The sequence below is a fragment of the uncultured Deefgea sp. genome (assembly GCF_947072475.1).
In the GTDB taxonomy this organism is placed as follows: domain Bacteria; phylum Pseudomonadota; class Gammaproteobacteria; order Burkholderiales; family Chitinibacteraceae; genus Deefgea.
The window spans coordinates 26044-43629 of the sequence record NZ_CAMTIA010000025.1 but is presented as its reverse complement, the minus strand read 5'-3'; the positions used below and the strand labels follow the sequence as shown (position 1 = coordinate 43629).

The 17586-nt window shown below is 45.6% G+C and carries 17 protein-coding genes; 13 read left to right on the top strand and 4 right to left on the bottom strand.

The annotated features are described in order from the left end of the window. Positions 1 to 204: 204 nt before the first annotated feature. From rfaE2 to Q0V82_RS09815, 8 genes are all read left to right on the top strand, one after another. Positions 205 to 711 (top strand): D-glycero-beta-D-manno-heptose 1-phosphate adenylyltransferase, encoded by a 507-nt coding sequence (rfaE2, locus tag Q0V82_RS09850; RefSeq protein WP_297575272.1) that lies wholly within the window; start codon positions 205 to 207, stop codon positions 709 to 711. Then, positions 708 to 2003 (top strand): mechanosensitive ion channel family protein, encoded by a 1296-nt coding sequence (locus Q0V82_RS09845; protein ID WP_297575270.1) that lies wholly within the window; start codon positions 708 to 710, stop codon positions 2001 to 2003. The genes rfaE2 and Q0V82_RS09845 overlap by 4 nt, the downstream gene beginning before the upstream one ends. Before the next feature lie 92 nt (positions 2004 to 2095). Beyond that, positions 2096 to 3280, top strand: coding sequence for a fatty acid desaturase (locus Q0V82_RS09840; protein ID WP_297575268.1), 1185 nt, complete (start codon positions 2096 to 2098; stop codon positions 3278 to 3280). A 78-nt stretch (positions 3281 to 3358) separates the two neighbouring features. Beyond that, the gene (locus Q0V82_RS09835) at positions 3359 to 3709 is read left to right on the top strand and encodes a RidA family protein (RefSeq protein WP_297575266.1); all 351 of its coding nucleotides are present in this window, start codon (positions 3359 to 3361) and stop codon (positions 3707 to 3709) included. A gap of 78 nt (positions 3710 to 3787) precedes the next feature. Further along, entirely contained in the window at positions 3788 to 4852 is a 1065-nt protein-coding gene (locus Q0V82_RS09830; protein ID WP_297575264.1) for a glycoside hydrolase family 18 protein, read from the top strand. 67 nt (positions 4853 to 4919) lie between these two features. Continuing rightward, positions 4920 to 5405, top strand: coding sequence for a methylated-DNA--[protein]-cysteine S-methyltransferase (locus tag Q0V82_RS09825; protein WP_297575262.1), 486 nt, complete (start codon positions 4920 to 4922; stop codon positions 5403 to 5405). Continuing rightward, complete coding sequence (xerD, locus tag Q0V82_RS09820) at positions 5395 to 6324, top strand: site-specific tyrosine recombinase XerD (protein WP_297575261.1); 930 nt, start codon at positions 5395 to 5397, stop codon at positions 6322 to 6324. The genes Q0V82_RS09825 and xerD overlap by 11 nt, the downstream gene beginning before the upstream one ends. Positions 6325 to 6399: 75 nt before the next feature. Continuing rightward, entirely contained in the window at positions 6400 to 7230 is an 831-nt protein-coding gene (locus tag Q0V82_RS09815) for a mechanosensitive ion channel family protein (protein WP_297575259.1), read from the top strand. Between the two features lie 76 nt (positions 7231 to 7306). On the opposite strand, the gene clpA is transcribed toward Q0V82_RS09815, so the two are convergent. Further along, on the bottom strand, positions 7307 to 9571 hold the full coding sequence (clpA, locus tag Q0V82_RS09810; protein ID WP_297575257.1) for an ATP-dependent Clp protease ATP-binding subunit ClpA: 2265 nt from the start codon (positions 9569 to 9571) through the stop codon (positions 7307 to 7309). Beyond that, positions 9568 to 9879: an ATP-dependent Clp protease adapter ClpS gene (gene clpS, locus Q0V82_RS09805; RefSeq protein WP_297575254.1), complete on the bottom strand. Its 312-nt coding sequence runs from the start codon at positions 9877 to 9879 to the stop codon at positions 9568 to 9570. Before clpS ends, clpA begins: the two co-directional genes overlap by 4 nt. Positions 9880 to 10118: 239 nt before the next feature. On the opposite strand from clpS, the gene Q0V82_RS09800 reads away from it, so the two are divergent. Continuing rightward, positions 10119 to 10322 (top strand): cold-shock protein, encoded by a 204-nt coding sequence (locus tag Q0V82_RS09800; RefSeq protein ID WP_173533122.1) that lies wholly within the window; start codon positions 10119 to 10121, stop codon positions 10320 to 10322. A gap of 125 nt (positions 10323 to 10447) precedes the next feature. Here the strand turns inward: Q0V82_RS09800 and icd are convergent, their stop codons facing one another. Then, a complete protein-coding gene (icd, locus tag Q0V82_RS09795; RefSeq protein WP_297575252.1) occupies positions 10448 to 11671 on the bottom strand; it encodes an NADP-dependent isocitrate dehydrogenase in 1224 nt (407 codons plus the stop codon). Between the two features lie 131 nt (positions 11672 to 11802). Here icd and Q0V82_RS09790 point away from each other — a divergent pair, with 131 nt between their 5' ends. Both Q0V82_RS09790 and Q0V82_RS09785 read left to right on the top strand, forming a co-directional pair. Further along, positions 11803 to 12426, top strand: coding sequence for a pseudouridine synthase (locus tag Q0V82_RS09790; protein ID WP_297575249.1), 624 nt, complete (start codon positions 11803 to 11805; stop codon positions 12424 to 12426). A 165-nt stretch (positions 12427 to 12591) separates the two neighbouring features. Next, positions 12592 to 13512, top strand: coding sequence for a pseudouridine synthase (locus Q0V82_RS09785; RefSeq protein WP_297575246.1), 921 nt, complete (start codon positions 12592 to 12594; stop codon positions 13510 to 13512). Between the two features lie 35 nt (positions 13513 to 13547). Here the strand turns inward: Q0V82_RS09785 and Q0V82_RS09780 are convergent, their stop codons facing one another. Next, a complete protein-coding gene (locus Q0V82_RS09780; RefSeq protein WP_297575243.1) occupies positions 13548 to 14171 on the bottom strand; it encodes a transcriptional regulator in 624 nt (207 codons plus the stop codon). Positions 14172 to 14628: 457 nt separating this feature from the next. On the opposite strand from Q0V82_RS09780, the gene Q0V82_RS09775 reads away from it, so the two are divergent. Both Q0V82_RS09775 and Q0V82_RS09770 read left to right on the top strand, forming a co-directional pair. Beyond that, the gene (locus tag Q0V82_RS09775) at positions 14629 to 16050 is read left to right on the top strand and encodes a cation:dicarboxylate symporter family transporter (RefSeq protein ID WP_297575240.1); all 1422 of its coding nucleotides are present in this window, start codon (positions 14629 to 14631) and stop codon (positions 16048 to 16050) included. A 150-nt stretch (positions 16051 to 16200) separates the two neighbouring features. After that, a complete protein-coding gene (locus Q0V82_RS09770; RefSeq protein ID WP_297575238.1) occupies positions 16201 to 17532 on the top strand; it encodes a CoA-disulfide reductase in 1332 nt (443 codons plus the stop codon). Positions 17533 to 17586 lie beyond the last annotated feature (54 nt).

Here is a 17586-nt window from a genome sequence, read left to right as displayed (position 1 = left end):
TCCCCATACCAGAAAGCCCGATTCGAAAGAGTCGGGCTTTTTGCTGTCCGTGAGATTTTTATGTCGATGGTAAAAAATAAATTTGTATTTAATTCGAATTAAATTATGCGTCATCAGGTCTTATTGCCTAGTGCGATAACTTTAACTTGGGTTAATATTCAAGCACTTAAATATTGACCTCTATTTTTGATTAAAGGCACTTTAATGCAAAATTCCTTACCAATTTATCCTATGCCAGAATTTGAAAATAAATGCTGCCCACCTGAATTATTGGCAGAAAAAGTTCAGTTACTGAGGCGCCCATTGGTTTTTACTAATGGCTGTTTTGATATTTTACATCGTGGACATGTGACTTATTTGGCTCAGGCTCGTGCTCTGGGATTAAGCTTGGTCGTTGCATTAAATACGGACGAGTCTGTTCGTCGCCTAGGAAAGGGGCAAGATCGTCCGATTAATTCATTGGCGCATCGCGCTGCGGTTATTGCAAGTCTGGGGGCTGTTGATTTGGTTACGTGGTTTGATGATGATACGCCGCTCAATTTAATTACCGTGATTCAACCTGAGGTGCTTGTTAAAGGAGGGGATTGGCAAGTAGATCAAATCGTGGGCAGCCGTGAAGTGTTACTACGGGGCGGTAGCGTGCATTCGATTCCTTTTTTATTTGATACATCAACAACCCAAACACTAAAGAAAATCAGAGGTGATGAATGAGTTTAAATACAGAAAATGTGTTGTTTAACGTCGTTAAAGATATTAGGCATTTGGGATTTTTTAGTACCGATTTTTTACTACAAGTAGCTGTTTTATTGTCATGCTGGGGTTTCGCTTTTTTGGTCGTAAATAGAACTAAAAGGCGTGTTGCGGCGAAAAATTTTCGTTGGAAGCTGGCTAATGATGGTATTCAGCGTTTATTGTTTCCAGTTTTAGCGCTTATTTTTGTTACTCTGGGCAATATTACATATCAATTATTTGAAGGACAAACGAGTTCATTATTACGCTTGGCTAATCTACTTATGGTTGGTTTGGTTAATATTCGTATCCTTGTTTATATTATTCGGCGGACGTTTGAAGGGGCAACATGGGTTCAGCGTTGGGAGCGATATATTTCAGCGTTTATTTGGATTGGCTATGTGTTGCATGTCGTTGGTATTTTGCCGCAAATATTAGATGCTTTAGATACTATTAGTTTTGATGCTGGAAAAGTTCACATTTCGATTCTCACCGTCATCCAAGGTTTATTGTCTGTTGGTGCGACTTTATTAATCGCAATGTGGATTGGGCGTTTAGTTGAACAACGTGTGATGGCCACCGATGTGATGGATATGAATGTTCGTGTGGTCCTTGTTAAAGTAATGCGATCATTGCTGGTGGTATTGGCCGTGCTTGCTTCTTTATCTATGGTTGGCATTGATCTGACTGTTCTATCTGTTTTTGGTGGTGCATTAGGTGTTGGTTTAGGTTTTGGTTTACAAAAAATTGCTTCTAATTATGTTTCAGGTTTTATTATTCTGTTAGATCGCTCAATTAAATTAGGGGATTTAATCTCAGTTGATAATCGGCAAGGAATTATTAGCGGCTTAACGTCTCGTTATATTGTTTTAAAAGCACCAGACGGTACTGAGGCTTTAGTTCCTAATGACACCTTGATTTCACAAACGGTGGTGAACCAGTCATATAATGATCGTTCTGTGTGGGTTGGCCTGCCTATTCAAGTGGCATACAATTCAGACCTTGATCAAGTGATGAATATCATGACCGAGATTACAAAAGATGAGTTGCGGATTTTAAAAACGCCTGCTCCGGGTGCGTTTGTTACTGCATTTGCCGATAGCGGCATTAATTTAACATTAGGTTTTTGGTTAGCTGATCCAGAAAATGGTCAGATGGGTTTAAAATCTGATTTAAATATGAAAATTTGGCGAGCATTTAAAGCGAATAATATTGAGATTCCTTATCCTCGCCGTGATATTACGATTTTGCCAGGGTCAATTTTGCCAAATTAAGATATGTAATGCTGTTTTTTTGATTGATGCTGAGTAAAATCTAGATTCTTTTTTAAAGTGAAATGGCATAAACATAGTACGAGGAATACAGTATGGAATGGCTTAATGGAATGATTGCTTTACCGTGGTGGGGCTATGTATTGGTTGTTCTCACGCTAACGCATATTACGATTGCATCAGTTACTATTTTTTTACATCGGCATCAAGCGCATCGTGCGCTGGATTTGCATCCATTAATGAGTCATTTCTTTCGTTTCTGGCTGTGGTTAACGACGGCGCAAATTACGAAAGAATGGGCGGCGATTCATCGTAAACATCATGCAAAGTGTGAAACGATTGAGGATCCGCATAGCCCACAGATATTGGGAATTAAAAAAGTATTTTGGCAGGGCTGGGAGTTGTATCGTGCTGAGGCGGCCAATTTGGAAACATTGCAAAAATATGGGCATGGTACGCCAGATGATTTTTTAGAGCGTAATTTATATTCGCGCTATGCATCGTGGGGGCCTACTTTAATGGCTGTCATTGATGTATTACTGTTTGGGGTCAATGGTATTTGGATTTGGGCGATACAAATGTTATGGATTCCAGTGACGGCAGCTGGGATTATCAATGGCTTTGCACATTACTGGGGTTATCGTAATTTTGAAACTGAAGATGCCTCGACGAATTTAATACCCTGGGGTATTTTGATTGGTGGTGAAGAATTGCATAATAATCATCATACGTTTGGTACGTCAGCTAAGTTATCCTACAAGTGGTTTGAGTTTGATATTGGTTGGTTGTATATCCGGATGATGGCTATTTTGGGTTTAGCAAAAATTCGAAAAGTCGCACCTAAATTAAAAATGGCTGACATTCGCCCTGAGCTCGATGAGCACGTAGTCCAGGCGATTATTGCGAATCGCTATGCAATTGCCGCGCATTATGCTCGCACTTTAAAGCAAACTGTTGCCGCAGAAATTGAACATTTATCGGTAACGGCGGCATTACCCTCAATGAATTTTGATATTACAAAGCGGATGAAGCTTTGGTTAAAGCAAGATGCAAAAGATACTTCGGCGAGCGATAAAATTCATTTGGAATTAATTTTGGCGCAAAGTAAAGTGCTAGATCAGGTGTATCAAATGCGACAAGAATTAACGCGTATTTGGGAGCGATCAACATTGAATCGTCATGAATTAATTTTGCAGTTGCAAGATTGGTGCGTGCGTGCCGAAAATAGTGGCATTCATTCATTACGTGATTTTTCTTTGCGATTGCGTGCGGTTGCTTAAAGAGTTTTTTAAAGCGTGTCATCATTGATTGAAGGCGAACCGTAGGTTCGCCTTTTTATATTTATTTTGGAGAAAAAAATGTCATCTATTCAGCGTTACCATGTTGGCCCTCGTCTTTGTGAAACCGTGGTGCATAACAATACCGTTTATTTAGCAGGGCAGATTGCTGAGGATTTAGACAAAGATGCCTTAGGACAAACGGTTGAAGTTTTAGCCTGCATTGATCGCTTGTTGGCAGAAGTAGGCTCAGATAAGACCAAAATTTTGCAGGTTACAATTTTTATCACTGATATGGCTGATTTTGATGCGATGAATTTAGCTTGGAGTGAGTGGGTCCCTCAAGGGCATACGCCAGCCAGAGCAACCGTTCAAGCTAAGTTAGCTGATCCCCGTTACAAGGTAGAAATGACGGTGATCGCAGCACTTTAAATTAGTTATTGTGCATAGAATGTAAGCCAATAATTGGGTAGTGTGATTCGGGTATTTCATGGTCTAACGAGGTTGCAGATGTCTCGAATTATGTTGGCGTACTTAGCAAGTTGGCAGCAATGTGATATCAGTGCTTTGCCGGTAGAAAAGTTAACGCATCTTTGCTATGCCTTTGCCAAGGTAGTGGATGGCGAAGTGATTGAGCAAGATGCTACTGACCCACAGCTTAGTGATGAAGCGTATTGTCAGAAAATATGTGCACAATTGCAGCAATTGAAACTTAGAAATCCAGCATTAAAAATCTTGATATCGATTGGCGGTTGGGGGGCAGATGGTTTTTCTGATGCCGCGTTAACCGAGACATCACGTGAGCAATTTAGCCGGTCGACACTGCGCTTTATGCAGAAATATCAATTTGATGGTGTTGATTTGGATTGGGAATATCCAAGCAATGCAATGGCAGGCATTAAAGCGCGACCAGAAGATCGGCAAAATTTTACTTTAATGCTGAGCTCATTACGGATTCATTTAGATGATGCTTCAGCGCAAATGGAACGTAAAACTCCTTATTTACTGACCATTGCGGCAGGAGTTGGCGCTTATTATTTAGAGGGCGTTGAGCTCGAGAATGTCGCGGTGCAGTGTGACTTTATTAATTTGATGACTTACGATTTTTATAATGGTTGGGCCACTCGTGCTGGTCATCACGCTAATTTATTGACCTCCGCGCATGATCGAACTGGTGATAGTGCTGACCGAGGGGTGCAGCTGTTTCTTGATCATGGTGTTGCTGCAGAAAAAATGGTATTGGGTTGCCCATTCTATGGCCGTAGTTTATTGGGTGTGGCAAGTCCAGGTTTAGGGGCAGAGGGGCGTGCGCAATCGAATGGTACGCATAGCTATTACGAAATTGCGAATGAGCTTATCCCTAGCGGTCGTTTTACTCGGCATTGGGACGAATCAGCACAAGCGCCATGGTTGTTTGATGGCGATGAATTTATTAGTTATGAAGATGTTGAGTCGATAGCCCTGAAAGGACAATATGTGAAACAGCACGGCTTAGCTGGCGCTATGTTTTGGGAATACACTGAAGATCAAAGTAACGTCTTATTGGATGCATTGTGGCAATCTTTACAACATTAATTGGTGGTATATACCTTTAGCCATTGTTTTGTAAGGATTTGCTTCATATACCTATGGAGTGATGATTGTGCTTAGCATACCGTCTGATGCAGTGATTGCGACGCCTTTTGGGCGAATTGGTTTGAGCTTGGCAGGGGACTCTTTAAGCGCCGTGGATTTTCTGGTTGCCGAAACCCCATTACAAGCGGGTCATCACCCCTTATTGCAAGAGGCAAAACGGCAGATTTTGGCTTATTTTAATGAGCCTAAATTTGTTTTTGATTTGCCGTATCAACTCAATGGTACGCCGCATCAACTGAAAGTCTGGCAGGCCATCGCAGAGATTCCGGCGGGTGAGGTACTGACTTATGCCGAGATTGCTCGGCGTTGTGCTTCAAGTCCGCGAGCCGTCGGTGGCGCTTGTGGCCGTAATCCCATGCCATTGTTGATTCCTTGTCATCGCGTGGTGGCAATGCATGGTCTTGGTGGTTTTAATGCCAACCGAAATGGCCTTGATTGGTTGCCAATCAAGCGCTGGCTATTACAGCATGAAGGTGTGATTGATGGCCAATAAAGCGCCTTTGCCAATGATCGCCGACAGTGAGATGGCGTTGATTAATCAGTTTTTAGACGCGATTTGGCTTGGAGACGGTTTGGCGAGCAATACGATTGAGAGTTATCGTCGAGATTTACTGATTTGGGCTGCTTGGTTAGCCAGTGAGCGTGCGCACAGTTTATTGAGTGCTGATCGCGATGCGATGCAGGCATTTTTAGCTCGGCAATCTCGCGATATGAAGGCCTCGACCTTGGCTAGGCGAATGGCCAGTTTGCGTAAATTTTATCGGCAAGCTTTGCTCAATGGGCAAATTACGGTAGACCCAACGGCTGAATTAACCTCGCCGCGTCGAGTTCGACCGCTCCCCAAAGCGTTACCAGAGGCGAGTATTGCGGCTTTATTGGCCGCTCCAGACGTCAATCTTGCGGCGGGTTTACGTGATCGAGCGATGCTTGAGCTAATGTATGCCACTGGATTGCGTGTGACTGAGCTGGTTGAGTTATCGGTAAATCAGCTTTTCCTACGTGAAAAATACATTCGGGTTGTGAATGGTAAAGGGGGAAAACAGCGTTTGGTGCCGATCGGCGAGTGGGCCGCACAATGGCTCGATCGTTATCTAACTGAGGCGCGTTTATTTTTATTAAAAAATGCTGCGCAAGCTACGTTGTTTTTAAATCAACGTGGTGAGCCACTTACTCGACAAGGTTGCTGGTTTATTATTAAGCAATATGCAGTACAGGCGAATATTCCGGCAGAGCTGCTTAGTCCACATGTTTTACGGCACGCATTTGCCACTCATTTACTGAATCATGGTGCTGATTTGCGAGTGGTACAAATGTTATTGGGGCATTCTGACATAACTACTACACAAATTTACACGCAGGTTGCATCAGCTAGGTTGAAAACACTGCATCAAACTAACCACCCGAGAGGGTAAATGATTTAATGTTTTATGCTAATCGGATAAGCTTTTAAGATTGCCAATCGGTGGCACTTACATTGGAGCATTAAGATGGATACAAGCTTGATTAGCAAATACCAAGATATCCTCATGGGATATGTCGCTGAGTTTGGTGTAAAAATTCTCGCCGGCATTGCTTTTTGGGTGATTGGGCGCTGGCTGATTGGCATGGTGGTGCGGTTTATTCAGGCCGGATTAGTTCGGCAGAAAGTGGATGCGACTGTTTTGCGCTATGTGGGCTCTGCAGTGACCGTGTTGTTGAATGTGTTGTTAGTGATTGGTATTTTGGGTTACTTCGGCATTCAAACCACGACTTTTGCGGCTTTACTTGCTGCCGTGGGTCTTGCAGTAGGGATGGCGTGGTCAGGGTTGTTGGCTAACTTTGCTGGTGGTGCATTTTTAATTGTATTGCGACCTTTTAAAGTCGGAGACATGATTACTGCGGGTGGGGTTACGGGTGTTGTACATGAAGTGGGGTTATTTTCTTCAACGATTATGACGCCAGATAATGTGCTGACTTTTGTCGGTAACAATAAAATCTTTACGGATAATATTCAAAACTACACCGCAACTAAATATCGTCGAGTGGATTTAAAAGCGCAGCTCTCAGGTGCTGCTGATGCAGAAAAAGCGATTGCCTTACTGAAAGAAGCGATCGCGAAGATTCCAAATGTGATGGTTGAGCCTGGTGTTGAGATTGAAGTGCTTGAGTTTCAACTCGTTGGCCCAGTACTGGCCGTGCGCCCATATTGCCATAATGATCATTACTGGCAAGTTTATTTCCAAGCAAATAAAGCGATTTTAGATACCTTGGCCACGTTTCCAGCGCCAACGCCATCGCATTTGGTGGTGGTTCAACAAAAAGAAAACACGGCACAATAAAACAATTTGCTACGACATAATAAAAAAACCCGCAGACTTTAATTCTGCGGGTTTTTTTATTACAAGAGAGCAGGTATTAAGCTGAAACCTTTTCTCGCTCAGGTAGATTGAGCAATACCTTGCCATCGCTATCAATATCAATGGTGACTTCCCCACCACCAGCTAAACGTCCAAATAGCAATTCGTCTGCGAGTGCTTTGCGAATGGTATCTTGAATCAACCTGGCCATTGGGCGCGCGCCCATTTGCGGATCAAAACCGTGTTTGGCAAGATAGTCTTTGAGTGCATCGGTGAAATGCGCTTCGACTTTTTTCTCGTGCAATTGCGCTTCAAGTTGCATAAGGAATTTTTCGACCACTTGCAAAATAATGCCATGCGTTAATGAGGCAAAAGGAATGATGGCATCAATACGATTTCGAAACTCTGGCGTAAACAGACGCTTTATTTCCTGCATTTCATCGCCAGCTTCTTTTTTATTGGTAAAGCCGATGGTGGATTTACCCAGCATTTCGGCACCGGCATTGGTGGTCATGATGATGACAACATTACGGAAATCAGCTTTACGGCCATTGTTGTCGGTCAGCGTGCCATGATCCATCACCTGCAATAAAACGTTATAAATATCGGGATGCGCTTTTTCGATTTCATCCAGTAATAAGATCGAGTAGGGATGTTTATTTACGGCTTCAGTGAGTAAACCGCCTTGTTCATAACCCACGTATCCCGGCGGCGCGCCGATTAAACGGCTAACGGCATGCCGTTCCATATATTCCGACATATCAAAACGAATGAGCTCGATGCCCATCGTATAGGCTAATTGACGGGCAACCTCAGTTTTACCAACGCCGGTTGGGCCAGAAAACAAGAATGAGCCGATGGGTTTGAGTGGATTACCTAAGCCCGCTCTGGCCATTTTGATTGATGTGGCGAGCACTTCAATGGCTTTTTCTTGGCCAAAAACGACATTGCGTAAATCACGTTCGAGTGTTTTTAGCGTGTCTTTATCATTGCTCGATACCGATTTAGGCGGAATTCGAGCAATTTTGGCAATGATGTCTTCGATTTCACCTTTACCAATGGTTTTCTTTTGCTTAGAACGCGGTAATATTTTTTGCGCGGCACCGGCTTCGTCAATCACATCAATGGCTTTATCCGGTAAATGACGATCATTGATATATTTTGCCGATAATTCAGCGGCAGTGCTCAGCGCGGCTTGGGTGTATTTCACGCCATGGTGCTGTTCAAATTTATCTTTCAAACCTTTTAAGATTTCAATGGTTTGTTCAATACTTGGTTCAAGCACATCGATTTTTTGGAAGCGACGTGATAACGCATTATCTTTTTCAAAAATACCGCGATATTCATTATAAGTTGTGGCACCAATGCATTTTAACGTGCCATTGGATAAGGCTGGTTTGAGTAGGTTTGAGGCGTCCAGAGTGCCACCTGAAGCCGCACCTGCGCCAACGAGGGTATGAATTTCATCAATAAATAGGATGGCATTGCGCTCGTCTGCTAATTGTTTAATCACTGCCTTGAGGCGTTGTTCAAAATCACCACGGTATTTTGTGCCAGCTAAGAGTGCACCCATATCTAGCGTATAGACCGTGGCATCGGCCAAAATGTCAGGAACTTGCCCCTCGACGATGCAGCGGGCTAAGCCATCGGCAATCGCCGTTTTGCCAACACCGGCTTCGCCGACTAAGAGTGGGTTATTTTTGCGGCGACGGCATAAAGTTTGAATCACCCGTTCAAGCTCAGCATCACGGCCAATAAGTGGGTCTATTTTCCCAGCTAAGGCCTGCTCATTCATATTTTGGGTGTAGCTTTGTAGGGCGCTGCCAGAACTGGCCTCTGTTTCGCCGTCTTCATTGGGCTCGGCGCGAGGCGCTGCTGGTTGGCTCGTGGTTGATTTACTTATGCCATGGGCAATGTAATTAACCACATCAAGACGCGTGATGCCTTGTTGATGTAAAAAATACACCGCATGGCTGTCTTTTTCCCCAAAAATTGCCACCAGCACATTCGCTCCGGTGACTTCTTTTTTGCCTGAAGATTGCACATGCAAAATAGCGCGCTGAATGACGCGTTGAAAGCCAATCGTGGGTTGAGTTTCCACTTCGCTGCTGCCAGATACCACAGGGGTATGCTCAGTGACAAAATCACCAAGCTGGCGACGCAGCTCTTCTAGGTTGGCGCCACAGGCTTTAATGACATCAATGGCTGAAGGGTTGTCGAGTAGAGCGAGTAATAAATGCTCCACAGTAATGTATTCGTGGCGCTTTTGTCTGGCATCCATAAACGCCATGTGTAGGCTTACTTCAAGTTCTTGGGCGATCATTGACTCACCTCCATAATGCATTGCAACGGATGCTGATGCGCCCGAGCATACTGTGTAACTTCAGCTACTTTCGTTGCCGCGATATCTTGAGGATAAACCCCACAAATACCACGACCCTCTGTGTGGACTTTCAGCATAATTTGGTTGGCCTTTTCGCTGGGCATCACAAAAAATTGCTGTAGTACATCAATCACGAAGTCCATTGGCGTGTAATCGTCATTGAGTAGCACCACTTGCCACATCGGTGGTGGGGCAGTACGAACTGCTGCGTCTTTGAGTTCGGTATCGTTCTGATGCTGGATCGCCATTGTTTTATCTTAGTCCCTTATTATTCTTTATTTTGGCGCTCACCACGATTTTTTCAAGCGTGAATGCAATACCACAGTGTGCCGCGTATCTATTATTTATGCTTGACCTTATGTGTCAAAGTGGCGTAAAAAGTTATACATGTTTGTTTTGGGATGCCCACGACAAACCGGTTTACCGATTTTGTACTTTAGTACGATCGGCAATTTATTTTATTTTTGTTATTCAGGATGTCCTCAACATGGCATTAGGTACTGTTAAGTGGTTCAATGATTCTAAAGGCTTTGGCTTTATTACTCCAGACGAAGGCGGCGAAGATCTTTTCGCTCATTTCTCTGCGATCAACATGCCAGGCTTCAAAACATTGAAAGAAGGCCAACGTGTCTCTTTCGATATCACTCAAGGTCAGAAAGGCAAGCAAGCTGGTAATATCCAAGCTGCTTAATTTTCGCTTTAAGTGAAAACAAAAAACCCGCCTCGGCGGGTTTTTTGTTGGAAAAAATATTTGGCGTTTGAACGTAAAAAACCCCTGCCATTGACAGGGGTTTGAGTGTCAAACACGCATTGTGTTTACATGCGAGCGATCATGGCTTTACCAAAGTCTGAGCAAGACACTTCTTGTGCATCATCCATCAAGCGCGCGAAGTCATAAGTCACCACTTTGTCTTGAATCGTTTTGCCCATGGCTTCGATGATTTTATCCGCCGCTTCATTCCAACCCATATGACGCAACATCATTTCAGCCGACAAGATAATTGAACCTGGGTTCACTTTATCTTGGCCAGAATATTTTGGAGCAGTGCCATGAGTCGCTTCAAAACAAGCGATATTGTCTGACAAGTTAGCACCCGGTGCGATACCGATACCGCCAACTTCTGCTGCCAGAGCATCAGAAATGTAGTCGCCGTTCAGGTTCAACGTTGCGATTACATCGTAGTCAGCAGGACGCAACAAGATTTGTTGCAAGAATGCATCAGCGATCACGTCTTTGATGACGATACCGTTTGGCAATTGCATCCATGGACCACCGTCGATCTCAACCGCGCCGAATTCATTTTTAGCGAGTTCATAGCCCCAAGTACGGAACATGCCTTCGGTAAACTTCATGATGTTACCTTTGTGGACCAAGGTAACACTGCGACGGTTGTTGTCGATAGCGTATTGGATGGCTTTGCGAACCAGACGCTCAGTCCCTTCTTTCGATACCGGTTTGATGCCGATCGATGAAGTTTCTGGGAAACGGATTTTAGTTACGCCCATTTCTTTTTGTAAGAATTCGATGACTTTTTTCGCGCCTTCAGACTCAGCATCCCACTCGATACCGGCGTAGATGTCTTCGGTATTTTCACGGAAGATGGTCATGTCAACGCGCTCTGGGTGCTTCACTGGCGATGGTACGCCTTGGAAGTAGCGAACTGGGCGTAAGCAAACGTAAAGATCCAAGTTTTGACGCAATGCCACGTTCAATGAACGGATGCCGCCGCCCACTGGCGTTGCCAATGGGCCTTTAATTGAAACCACGTATTCTTTTAAGGCATCGAGGGTTTCTTGTGGCAGATATGAGCCATCAGCGTACAATTTAGAGGCTTTCTCGCCGCAATAGATTTCCATCCAGTGGATTTTACGGTCGTCGCCGTAGCACTTTTTCACAGCGGCATCGACAACATCGATCATTACTGGGGTGATATCCACGCCAATACCATCACCTTCGATAAATGGGATGATAGGATTGTTTGGCGTTGCTAGGTTAGGAACGATCTTTTCGCCCCCTTGTGGGACTTTGATTAGACTCATCGGGCACACCTGTGAATTCAGTGGTTGAAAACGTTCACCGCAAGCTTATTAAAATTTTTGTCGCGGTAAAAACCGAACTATTATCACAGGTTTACCGCCATTCTGCCAAGATTTACTAGACAATTGTTGCCATGCCTAAATTGATTTTATTTAACAAGCCTTACGGTGTTATTTGCCAGTTTTCACCTAGCCCCCCGCACCAATGTTTGGCTGATTACGTTTCCGTGAAAGCTGTCTATGCTGCCGGTCGTTTAGATACCGACTCGGAAGGGCTGCTATTACTTACGGGTGATGGTGCTTTACAGCACAAAATTACCGACCCAAAGCATAAACTCGTTAAAACCTATTGGGTGCAAGTCGAAGGCATCCCCGACGATGCTGCGCTGGCGGCTTTGCGCGCGGGGGGCTTGGATTTGGGTGATTTTAAAACGCTGCCCGCCGAGGCACGTCTGATTGAGCAACCTGAGTTAATCTGGCCACGCGTGCCGCCGATTCGTGAGCGTGCCGCGATTCCAACATCGTGGCTAGAAATTAAAATTGCCGAAGGCAAAAATCGTCAAGTACGGCGGATGACCGCGAAAGTAGGGTATCCAACGCTGCGTCTTATTCGTTATGCGATAGGGGCTTATACCCTCGATGATATTGAATTAGGCAAGTGGGTCGAAATGAGCGTGCCTGCGGTGCATGTTCCGACACCTAAACCGGCCGGCAAACCAAAACAACGCGGCCGCCGTGGCCCGAATAAGGTGCGCTAATGCTGCAGAAAAAAATCTTTCGACGCAGAGACGCTGAGACGCAGAGTAAACGCCAGCTGGGTATGTGTTTCTGCATTGTCTCGCTGATTCCTGATGAAATTAGTGTTCATCTTTTTCTCCGCGCCTCTGCGTCTCTGCGTCGGATTTTCAATGCGAGGCCGATCAATGGCTAAACCCATCGCCCCGATTCCGCATAAAGACGGCATCGCGCCGAGTTTTGTTGGTCTGCCACAAGGCGACTGGCCGCTGGTGCAGGACTTTTTAATTGCGCGTTTTCCGCACGTTGCTGCGGACGATATTCGTGGTCGTTTACTGCGCGGCGAAGTTGTCGATGAAACTGGCACGCCTTATCGTGTCGACTCACCGTACCGCGCCGGTACGGTGCTGTGGTATTACCGCCCGCAGCCCGAACCGCTCACCGTGCCGTTTACTGAGACGATTTTGTATCAAGACGATATTTTGCTGGTGGTGGATAAACCGCACTTTCTGCCGGTGACACCGGTTGGGCGCTACGCGTTAGAAAATTTGCAAACACGCTTGCGGCAGCGTTTGGATAATCCTGACATTACCACCTTGCATCGGCTGGATAAAGAAACCGCAGGCGTGATTTTGTTTTGCCAACAGCCAGCGCATCGCCATGCTTATCACGCGCTATTTGAATCGCGGCAAGTGCAAAAAACCTATGAAGCCATTGCTGGGTTTCGCCGTGATTTAGTCTTGCCGTATGTACATCACAGCCGCATCGAAAATCGCGACGACGCCTTTACCGTGCAGGAAGTAGCGGGCGCACCCAATAGTGAAACGGCAATTGAGCTGATTGAACAACGTGGCGAATATGCGCATTACCGCCTTGCGCCACACACTGGGCGTAAACATCAGCTGCGTGTGCATCTGGCGGGCTTGGGGATTCCGATTGTGAACGATGCATGGTATCCCGAGCTGATGCCCGATAAAGGCAACGATTTTTCATCGCCGCTGCAATTGTTGGCCAGAACGATTGAATTTATCGATCCCGTTACCGGCGAGGCGCGGCAGTTTAGCAGTCAGCGCACCTTGGTTTGGCCAGCGCCGTCGATGATGTCGTAAGGCGCAATGATGCGCGTTCTATCGACGCTCAGGTTTTAGCTATTTTTTAAATAGCGATACAACGTCGGCTCGGAAATTTCGAGGATATGGGCGGTTTTGGCGACAAAACCGCGAATCGAAAACAAACCTCGTTGTTCTAAATCTTTAACGACCTGCGATTTTTCTTCGGCAGACATCCGCGATGGCGTGATTGGATATTGCTCCAGTACGCTTTGCAAAATATCTTGACCCACATCATCGACCGACATCGAGAGTGATTCTTGATGGCTTTGCTCCGGCTCATTGGGCATCAGTTTACGCAGCGCTTCTTGCACATCGAGCAGTCTTTTATCATCGGTATTGATGCACAGCATCGCGGCCGGCTCGCCATCCTCACCTTTAATAATCAGCGTTGAAGAGCGCAGTAACACGCCACGATGGGTTTTGCTACGGTAATTGAGTTTGTAGCTCTCGCCATCAGACTGCCGATATTCTTGCACCATGCGCAAAGCCAAATCCGTCGCGGGTGCGCCCACTTGACGCCCAGAAAGGTGACCATTACTTATCGCAACCAAGGAGGCATTGATATTGGCAAGATCGTGAACCACGACTTCAGAGTCTTCACCTAATACACCGGCAATGAAGTTCACGAGTAACTGGGCATCAATCTGTATTTTCATGGTGTAAGTGACTAAATGAAATTTATCTTGCTAAGATTCTAACAATCTTTTTAATAAAAAACCAATCAAAACAATGACTTTAAGTTAAAGGTGACGCGGTTTGTTTTTATTTGATGGCGCTGCGTGGCCTGTTTTAGATAAAAAACCACATTTTCTGTCAAAATATATCGAAATATATCCATTTAGAGATAGAATTGATAATAAATTATCATCATGATCGATTTTTGTTGAAAACGATCTAAGACTTGATATGGGTCAAATGTATTCGGTCTTAATCGCATTATCTTGATACTAAGAATCGGATTCAGAATAGGCCATCCATAAGATGGCATGGCGCTATCGATTGTTTGCTGCTGTTGTCGGCTGAACGCCTGCACTAGAGCGCAAGTTCTTTGCCCTTCATTCAGGTGCTGATGAATTAACAACGCTTTAATTTTTGTAAAAAGAGGCTCTAACAATGTATGACACCAGCCACGCTATATTTCACGGGGTATTTTTTGAGAATTTCTTATCAATCACCCACTATCAAACACTGATTGCGATTGCACTGTTGCTGGCGTCGTTCTGGGTATTAAAGCAATTACAAAACAAAAAAATTGATTTCTCTAAGCGCATGTTGGTGAGTTTAGTACTGGGCTCAGGCTTGGGTTTGCTAGTGCAAGCGTCGGTTGGGTTTCCAATGCAAGCCAATACGTGGATGCAAGAAACGGCGACCTGGTATGGCTTAGCAGGGCGCGCCTTTATTGCCTTTATCCGTATGCTGGTGATTCCTTTGATTTTTGTTTCCATCGTCAAAGTGATTCTGGATTTTTCGGGTAAAGAAGACTTACCAAAAATCGCTTTCCGTGGGATTTTCTGGTTGCTGTTTACTACTGCTATCGCCTGCGTATTGGGTATCGTATTGGCCAATGCATTTGGCTTGGGTTATGGCGTGAGTGCGGTGACGGGCACGGCAGAAATCAAGCAATACACCAATTTGGTCGATACGATTGTTCGTTTGATTCCAAGCAATATCGTTGTGGCGATGCACGGTGAAAATATTGTTGGCTTAGTGATTTTCTCGGCCTTGCTGGGTATTGCGGCAACCCGGATGGAAAAGAAAAATCCCGAAGTGATTGGCGCGTTTAAAACCTTGATTTTCGGCCTACATAAAATCGTGATGTCGGTGGCGATGACGGTAATTAAATATATGCCGTATGCCGTGGTGGCCTTGTTGGCTCGCACCATTGTCAGCAATGGCATCCCGGCGATTTTAGAAGTCTCTAGTTTTGTTGCTGCCATTTATATTGCGATGGCGTTGATTATGCTGTTGCACGTCATTATCGTGGCTTTGCATGGCGTTTCACCGGTGATGTTTGTTAAAAAATCAATCGGTACTTGGTTGATGGCGTTTACCAGTCGTTCTTCGGTCGGTACTTTACCGATGACGATTTCAACGCTGACTAATCGTATGGGTGTGAATAGTGGCACTTCAAACTTGGTGGGCTCACTCGGTAGTACCATTGGCATGAATGGCTGCGCTGGTTTCTTCCCGGCGATGATCGTGGTGATGGTGGCGCATATGGTGGGGATTGAAACCAATCTGCAGTTTTACATCATGATGTTGATTGTGGTGACGATTGGTTCAATTGGGATCGCCGGTATTCCAGGCACGGCCACCGTAGCGGCAACGATTGCCTTGTCGGGCATGGGCATGGGTGAACATTTTGCGCTGATTGGTATGGTGTTGGCGATTGACCCAGTGATCGATATGGCGCGTACCTTGGCCAATGTATCTGGCACCATGACTGCCGCCGTAGCGACAGATCGCGAAATGGGCTTAATGGATATGGATGTATTTAATGACCCCAATGCGGGTTTAGATGGCGAAGAAGCTTAAGTTAGACTGAGCTAAATCAGAGCGGCATGGGGGTATCGAGTCTCGATGCGACCTTGCCGCTCAAATTGTTTTTAAGGGCTCAATCGGTCAAACCGGTCAGTGTATGAATTGAAATCAGAGCCGATGGCTCGCAATCCATGGAGTAACACAATGAATTATTTAATCTTGGGTGCGAATGCAGCAGGGATGTCGGCGGCAGTACGAATTTTAAAGTTTGATAAAACCGCCAGCATCACAGTGCTAGAAAAGAGCGATGTGGTGTCTTTTGGCGCCTGCGGGATTCCTTATTATGTGGGGGGCGAATTTAAAGACATCGAGCAAATGACGGCGCGCTCTTTGGCGGAATTCACCCAAATTGGCATTGATGTGCGCTGTTTGCATACCGTAACTGGGCTAGATGCGGTCAGTAAAACCGTCACCGCCGTCACCGCCGCACAGCAAACGCAAACCTTTACCTACGACAAGCTGTTGATTGCGGTTGGCGCGTCACCCGTACAGCCACCGATTCAAGGTTTAAAGACACAAAACGTCTTCACCATGCACTCTAAACGCGATGCGCAGCTGATCGTCGATCAGCTCGAGCAAGTGCAAAACGTTGTCGTGATTGGTAATGGCTTTATTGGTCTTGAGGCTAGCGAAGCCTTGCGTGAGCAGGGCAAAAATGTCACTTTGATTGGTTTGTCGGGCCGGGTTCTGGAAACCATTTTTGATGCTGAAATCAGTGCGATTTTAGAAGACTCACTCCTGCGCCATGGCGTGAATCTACGCAATAGCGAAATGGTGACAGAACTGGTCAGCGAACAAGGCCGCGTGCATCACGTGGTGAGTAATCTGGGCCAATATCCCGCCGATATGGTCATCGTCGCGGCAGGGTTTAAACCCAATACCGACTTTTTAGCGAGCAGTGGTTTAACGTTGTCGGCGCAAGGCGCGATTGTGATTGATGCCCAGTGCCAAACCAATTTGCCTGATGTTTACGCTGCAGGCGATTGCGCGACAGTACCGCACCGCATCAGCGGTACGGCGTATATTCCATTGGCCACCACCGCCAATAAGTTAGGCCGTATTGTGGGTGAAGTGATGGCTGGGCAACCAAGCCAATTTGTGGGGACCTTAGGCTCAAGCGGTATTCGTGTGTTTGATATTGAAGCGGGCCGCACTGGAATTACTGAGTTAGAAGCGCAGCAGCAAAATATCGACTATCGCACCGTTTGGATTAAAGACAAAAACCACACCGATTACGTGGCAGCGCAAAGTGAAATGTGGGTCAAACTGATTTATGAGCGCAGCACGCGCCGTTTACTCGGTGGCCAAGTGTGCGGCGCTTATCTCGGTGGTGCGGTGCACCGCGTCGATGCTTTGGCGGTCGCGGTTTATAGCGGCATCACGGTTGAAGAGCTGGGCTTTATGGATTTCATTTACGCGCCGCCATTTGCTCGAACGTGGAATGTTTTGAATATCGCCGGTAACGTGGCTAAGTAAATCCGCGTTGTCCGTCGTAATGAAAAAAACCGCACCAGTTTAAAAGGTGCGGTT